We start from the raw sequence: 6,348 nt of genomic DNA, 5'->3' as shown, positions 1-6,348 counted from the left end.
CATTCCCCGTTCCCTGTTCCCGCCGCCGTCAGGCGGCCCTGCGCAGCGACTCGGCCAGCGATTCGATGCTGGCGGCCTTCGGTTTGACCAGCCAGAACTTGCCGACGTAGTCGCGGAACTCGTCGAGGATCTGCTGCGCCCAGATGCTGCCGGTCAGCTCGCGGTGGCGGCCGACCAGGGTGTGCAGGTGCTGGCGGTAGTTCTCGAAGCCCTCGCTGGAAATGCGGTGGATGTCGATCAGCTCGTGGTTGTAGCGGTCCACGAAGTCGCGGTCGATATCCAGCACGTAGGCCAGGCCACCGGTGAAGCCGGCGCCGAAGTTCTGCCCGACCTTGCCGAGCACGGCGACGATGCCGTCGGTCATGTATTCGCAGCAGTGGTCGCCGGCGCCTTCGATCACCGCCAGCGCGCCGGAATTGCGCACGCCGAAACGCTCGCCGGCGCGGCCCGCGGCGAACAGCTCGCCGCCGGTGGCGCCGTACAGGCAGGTGTTGCCGACGATGGCGGTGTTGCGCGCCTCGAAGCGGGCGCCGCGCGGCGGGCGCACCACCAGCCGGCCGCCGGCCATGCCCTTGCCGACGTAGTCGTTGGCCTCGCCTTCCACTTCCAGGTTCAGGCCATCGACGTTGAACGCGCCCAGGCTCTGCCCGGCGGTACCGCGGAAGCGCAGGTACAGCGGGGCGTCGGCCATGCCGTGGTTGCCGTGCGCGCGCGCCACCGCGCCGGCCAGGCGGGTGCCGATGGAGCGGTCGGTGTTGTGGATCAGGAAGCGGTGCTCGCCGCCACGCTTGCGGGCGATGGCGTCGCCGAGCAGGTTGTCCATCTGCGTGGCCAGGCTGTCCGGCGACTGGTACAGGCGCTGCGCCGCGCAGTGCGCGCCGTCGTAATGGGCCGGGGCCAGCAGGCGCGAGAGGTCGAGCCTGACGCCTTCGCGCGGCTCCACCTCCAGTTGCTGCAACAGGTCGGTGCGGCCGACGATCTCGTCCAGCGAACGCGCGCCAAGATAGGCCAGCCACTGCCGCACCTCCCCGGCCAGCAGCCGGAAGAAGTTCTCCACCCGCTCGGGCTGGCCGGTGTAGTGGTGCTCGCGCAGGCGCTCGTCCTGCGTGGCCAGGCCGGTGGCGCAGTTGTTGAGGTGGCAGATGCGCAGGTACTTGCAGCCCAGCACGATCATCGGCGCGGTGCCGAAGCCGAAGCTGTCCGCGCCCAGCAGCGCGGCCTTGACCACGTCCAGCCCGGTCTTCAGGCCGCCGTCGGTCTGCAGGATGGTGCGCCCGCGCAGGTCGTTGCCGACCAGCGCCTGGTGCGACTCGGCCACGCCCAGTTCCCACGGCACGCCGGCATAGCGGATCGAGCTGATCGGCGAGGCGCCGGTGCCGCCGTCGTGGCCGGACACGGTGATCAGGTCGGCGCCGGCCTTGACCACGCCGGCGGCAATGGTGCCGACGCCGGCATGCGAGACCAGCTTCACCGACACCAGCGCTTCCGGGTTGACCTGCTTGAGGTCGTAGATCAGCTGCGCGAGGTCCTCGATCGAATAGATGTCGTGGTGCGGCGGCGGCGAGATCAGGCCGATGCCGGGCCTGGCGTAGCGCAGCCGCGCTATCAGCTCGTTGACCTTGTGCCCGGGCAGCTGGCCGCCTTCGCCGGGCTTGGCGCCTTGGGCGACCTTGATCTGCAGCACCTCGGCGTTGACCAGGTATTCGGCAGTGACGCCGAAGCGGCCCGACGCCACCTGCTTGATCTTGCTGCGCTTGTCGGTGCCGTAGCGCACCGGGTCTTCGCCGCCTTCGCCGGAGTTGGAACGGCCGCCGAGGCGGTTCATCGCGATCGCCAGCGCCTCGTGCGCTTCCGGCGACAACGCGCCGAGCGAGATCGCGGCGGTGTCGAAGCGCTTGAACAGCGATTCGACCGGTTCCACCTCGTCCAGCGGCACCGGCACGGCGGCCGGCTTGAGCTGCAGCAGGTCGCGCAGCGCCGAGGCCGGGCGCGCGTGCACCGCCTCGCAGTAGCGCTGCCAGTCGGCGGCGTCGCCCGTGCGCGCGGCGCGCTGCAGGGTCATCACCACGTCCGGGTTGTACATGTGGTACTCGCCGCCATGCACGTACTTGAGCAGGCCGCCGACCTCGGTGGGCACCTGCTCGTTCCAGGCGCGCACGGTGAGCTCGCGCGCCTCGGTGTCCAGCCGCGCCAGGCCGACGCCGCCGATGCGTGCGGTGGCGTCGGGGAAGCACAGCTCGATCACGTCCGGGTCCAGGCCGATGATCTCGAACAGCTGCGCGCCGCGGTAGCTGGCGACGGTGCAGATGCCCATCTTGGAGATGATCTTGGACAGGCCCTTGTAGATGCCCTTGCGGTAGCTGCGGCCGATCTGCGAGACCTCGCCGCCCTTCTTCAATTGCAGGATGCCGCGGCGGCCGAGGTCGAACAGGGTCTGGTAGGCCAGGTACGGGTACACCGCGGTGGCACCAAAACCGAGCAGGCAGGCCATGTGGTGCGCGTCGCGCGCGGTGCCGGTCTCGATGATCAGGTTGACGTCGCAGCGCAGGCCCACCTTCGACAGGTGGTGGTGCACCGCGCTGGTGGCCAGCAGCGCGTGCGCCATCGGCCGCTCCGGCACCGGGTAGCGGTCGGACAGCAGCAGCATCACCACGCCCTCGCGCGCGGCCTGCTCGCACTCGGCGCAGATGCGCTCGATGCCGGCCTTCAGCCCTTCCTCGACGCCGTAGGACAGGTCGACCAGCCGGTTCTTCTCGACGTACTGCTCCATCTTCAGCAGCTGCCGCAGCTTGCGCTGGCTGAGCACCGGCGAGTTGAGGATGACGTGGTTCACCGTCTCCGGGCCGGCGTGGAAGATGTTGGTCTCGCGGCCGAGCTGGGTGGTCAGCGACATCGCGCACTCTTCGCGCAGCGGGTCGATCGGCGGGTTGGTGACCTGCGCGAACGCCTGCCGGAAGTAGTCGTACAGCGGCCGCGTGCTGCGGCTGAGCACGGCGATGGGGGTGTCGTCGCCCATCGAGCCGGTGGCTTCCTGGCCGATCTCGGCCAGTGGCCGCAGCACCTGGTCCACTTCCTCGGCGGTGAGCTGGTACAGCTTGTGGTAGCTGCGCAGCGTGGCCTCGTCGAACGGCTCCTCGGCCAGCGACGGGTCGATCAGTTCGGTCTGCAGCCAGGTCACGCCCTGGTGCAGCCACTGCTTGTATGGCGCGCGCGTGCGGTTGATGCGGTCGATGGCGTCCGAGTCGAGCAGGTCGCCGCGCTTGAGGTCGATGGCCATCATCTCGCCCGGCCCCAGCTTGCCCTTGCGCACCACGCGCTCGGTCGGCACTTCCCACACCCCTGCCTCGGAGGCGACGAGGAAGTGGCGGTCGGAGGTGAGCAGCCAGCGCGCCGGGCGCAGGCCGTTGCGGTCCAGGGTGCAGGCGGCGTAGCGGCCGTCGCAGGCGACGATGCCGGCCGGGCCGTCCCACGGTTCGGTGTTCAGGCCGTGGAATTCGTAGAACGCGGCCAGGTCGGCGTCCTTGAATTCCAGCGATTGCGTCGCCGGCGGCACCAGGATGCGCAGCGCCTGGATCAGCTCCATGCCGCCGGCCACCATCAGCTCCAGCATGTTGTCCATGCTCTGCGAATCCGAGCCGTGCATCGAGATCACCGGGTCGAACTCGGCGATGTCGAACTTCGGCGTCTTCCACACCTTGCTGCGCGCCTGCGCCCAGTGGCGGTTGCCCTCGATGGTGTTGATCTCGCCATTGTGGGCGAGCAGCCGGAACGGGTGCGCCAGCGGCCAGCGCGGCATCGTGTTGGTGGAAAAGCGCTGGTGGAACACCACCACCGACGAGGCCAGTTCGTGGCGCTGCAGGTCCGGGTAGAAGGTCGAAAGCTTGTCCGGCAGCACCATGCCCTTGTAGCTGATGGCCTCGGCGCTGAGCGTGGTGACGTAGTAATCGTCGACGTCGCGCAGGTTCTGCTCGCTGCGGCGGCGGGCGAGGAACAGCGCCAGCGCGAACGGCTCGGCGCCCTGGCCGGCGCCGGCATCGACGAACACCTGCTCGACCCGCGGCAGCGTGGCGCGCGCCAGTTCGCCGCAGACGCTGTCGTCGGTGGGCACCACGCGCCAGCCGCGCGGCTGGCAACCGGCGTTGCGCAGCTGCGTGTCCAGCTCGTCGCGGCAGCGTTGCGCCTCGCCCGCGTCGTGCGGCAGGAACACCACGCCGGCGGCGAAGTTGGGGCCAACTTGCAGGCCGGCTTCCTCGGCCAGCCGCCGCAGGAAGGCGGTGGGCTTGCGCAGCAGCAGGCCGCAGCCGTCGCCGGTGAGGCCGTCGGCGGCGACGCCGCCGCGGTGGGTCATGCGCGAGAGCGCGGCGATGGCGGTGTCGACGAGAAGGCGGGAAGGCTGGTCGTCCAGCTGCGCGACCATGCCGAAGCCGCAGGCGTCGCGTTCGTCCCGTGGGTCGTAGAGCCCCTGGCGGTTGCGGAGGGTCATCTGTGCCTCAGTGCGATGTCAGGTGAGCGGCGACACCTCTCCCTCGTCCATCGCGCCATGCCATGCACGGCGGTGTTGCTTGCACGTGCACGGCATGCCCGTCACTGGAGCGCAGCGTTGAGGCCACCGGATGCGCTCGACTAGATCATGGATGCTGCGACGCCGCAATACATCGTTGCGGCGGCAACCAAAGCCTTGCCCTGCAAGGCTTTGGCCGCTGCGGCGATCAACCGCAGCGAACCCCGCTGACCAGGTTCTTCTCGTCCACCTCGATGTTCAGGCGCTCGCCCAGGTACTCCAGGGTGATCATCTGGTCGGGCTTGAGCTGGCGTACCTGGCCGGCACCGGCGTCCTGCCGGGCCTGCTCGGCCAGTTCGTCCGTATATGCCTGGCCGACCAGCCCCTGCACTTGGCTGGCGTCGCAGCTGCCCACCGGCGGCGGCGTGGCGGCGGCGTCGGGATCGGGCGTGGCGGCTTCGGCCGCGGCCTGCTGGGCCTGGTCCAGCGCCCGGTCCTGCTCTTCCGGGACCGGGCCGTTGCAGGCGGCCAGGAGCAGGGCCAGCGCGGTGGCCGCCATCAGGGCGAGGGCGCGGCGCGGGCCGCGGATGGTCGATGGGAAATGCATCAAGGGCTCCACAGCGGAATGGGGATGGCCCAAGGATAGGACAGGAGCGCGGAGCGGTGCGCGAACGCGCGGCGCAGGCCGATAATCGCGCTGGATTCGTCGCATTGGAGGGGTGATGCCGCAGCCGGACGCTTGTCGTGTGCTGGTACTGGGGGGATACGGGCATTTCGGCGCGCGCATCGTGCGTGCGCTGGCGTCGTCGCCGTGGCTGCGGGTGATCGCGGCCGGGCGCCATCCCGAGGCGGCCGCGCGCCACCTGCCCGGCGTCGACCTGTCGCGCATCGAGCTGTGCCGGCTGGACGTCGCCGCCGCCGATTTCCCGGCGCAACTGGCCGCCACCGGTGCCGCGCTGGTGATCCACACCGCCGGGCCGTTCCAGGGGCAGGGCTACGACGTCGCGCAGGCGTGTCTGCAGGCCGGCATGCACTACATCGACCTGGCCGATGGCCGTGCCTTCGTGCGTGACTTCCCCGCGCAGCTGGACGCGGTGGCGCGGCAGGCCGGGCGCTGCGCGATCAGCGGCGCCAGCACGCTGCCGGCGCTGTCCAGCGCGGTGGTCGATGCGCTGCGCGGGCGCTTCGACGTGTTGCAGGCCATCGACATCGTGATCGCCCCGGCGCAGGCCACGCCGCTGGGCATGGCCACGGTGCGCGCGGTGCTGTCTTACTGCGGCAAGCCGTTCCAATGCTGGGTCGACGGGCGCTGGCAGCGAGTGACCGGCTGGGCCGGCCCGCAGCCGGTGACGTTCGCGCGCATCGCCCCGCGCCTGGCCTCGCCCTGCGACGTGCCCGACCACGACCTGCTGGTGCAGCGCCACCCCGGCGTGCAGACGGTGCGCTTTCGCGCCGCATTGGAGCTGCCGCTGCTGTCGCGGTGCCTGGCCGGCATCGCCTGGCTGCGCCGCCACGGCCTGCCATTGCCGATGGCAGCGCTGGCCGGCGTGTTCGCCCGCGCCGGGCGTTGCTTCGACCGCTTCGGCAGCGACCTGGGCGGCATGCGCGTGACCCTGCGCGGGTTGCGCGACGGCGTCGAACACACCCTGCATTGGGACCTCACCGCGCCGATGCTGCACGGTCCGGAAATCCCCACCTTCGCCGCAGTGCTGCTGGCGCGCCGACTGGCCGCCGGCGAGCCGCTGCCGGTGGGTGCACATGCCTGCATGGGCCTGCTGACGCTGGCCGAGTTCGAGGAAGAGTTCGCCCGCTGGCGGATCGACAGCACCGTTTCCTGACGCCGCCGG

Annotated in this window: 3 protein-coding genes; 1 reads left to right on the top strand and 2 read right to left on the bottom strand. The window is 70.6% G+C overall.

What is annotated here, in order from left to right; genetic code table 11:
- Nucleotides 1–28 precede the first annotated feature (28 nt).
- Nucleotides 29–4,483, bottom strand: a complete 4,455-nt coding sequence (gltB, locus tag ABB34_RS02190; protein ID WP_057639584.1) for a glutamate synthase large subunit — start codon at nucleotides 4,481–4,483, stop codon at nucleotides 29–31.
- Between the two features lie 226 nt (nucleotides 4,484–4,709).
- On the bottom strand, nucleotides 4,710–5,060 hold the full coding sequence (locus tag ABB34_RS02185) for an I78 family peptidase inhibitor (RefSeq protein WP_057639603.1): 351 nt from the start codon (nucleotides 5,058–5,060) through the stop codon (nucleotides 4,710–4,712).
- A 163-nt stretch (nucleotides 5,061–5,223) separates the two neighbouring features.
- Here ABB34_RS02185 and ABB34_RS02180 point away from each other — a divergent pair, with 163 nt between their 5' ends.
- On the top strand, nucleotides 5,224–6,339 hold the full coding sequence (locus ABB34_RS02180; RefSeq protein ID WP_057639583.1) for a saccharopine dehydrogenase family protein: 1,116 nt from the start codon (nucleotides 5,224–5,226) through the stop codon (nucleotides 6,337–6,339).
- Nucleotides 6,340–6,348 lie beyond the last annotated feature (9 nt).

Origin of the sequence: Stenotrophomonas daejeonensis, from assembly GCF_001431505.1 — a bacterium.
Lineage (GTDB): Bacteria > Pseudomonadota > Gammaproteobacteria > Xanthomonadales > Xanthomonadaceae > Stenotrophomonas > Stenotrophomonas daejeonensis.
Note: the sequence above shows the minus strand (reverse complement) of the source record. Positions and strands in the feature narration are given on the sequence as shown.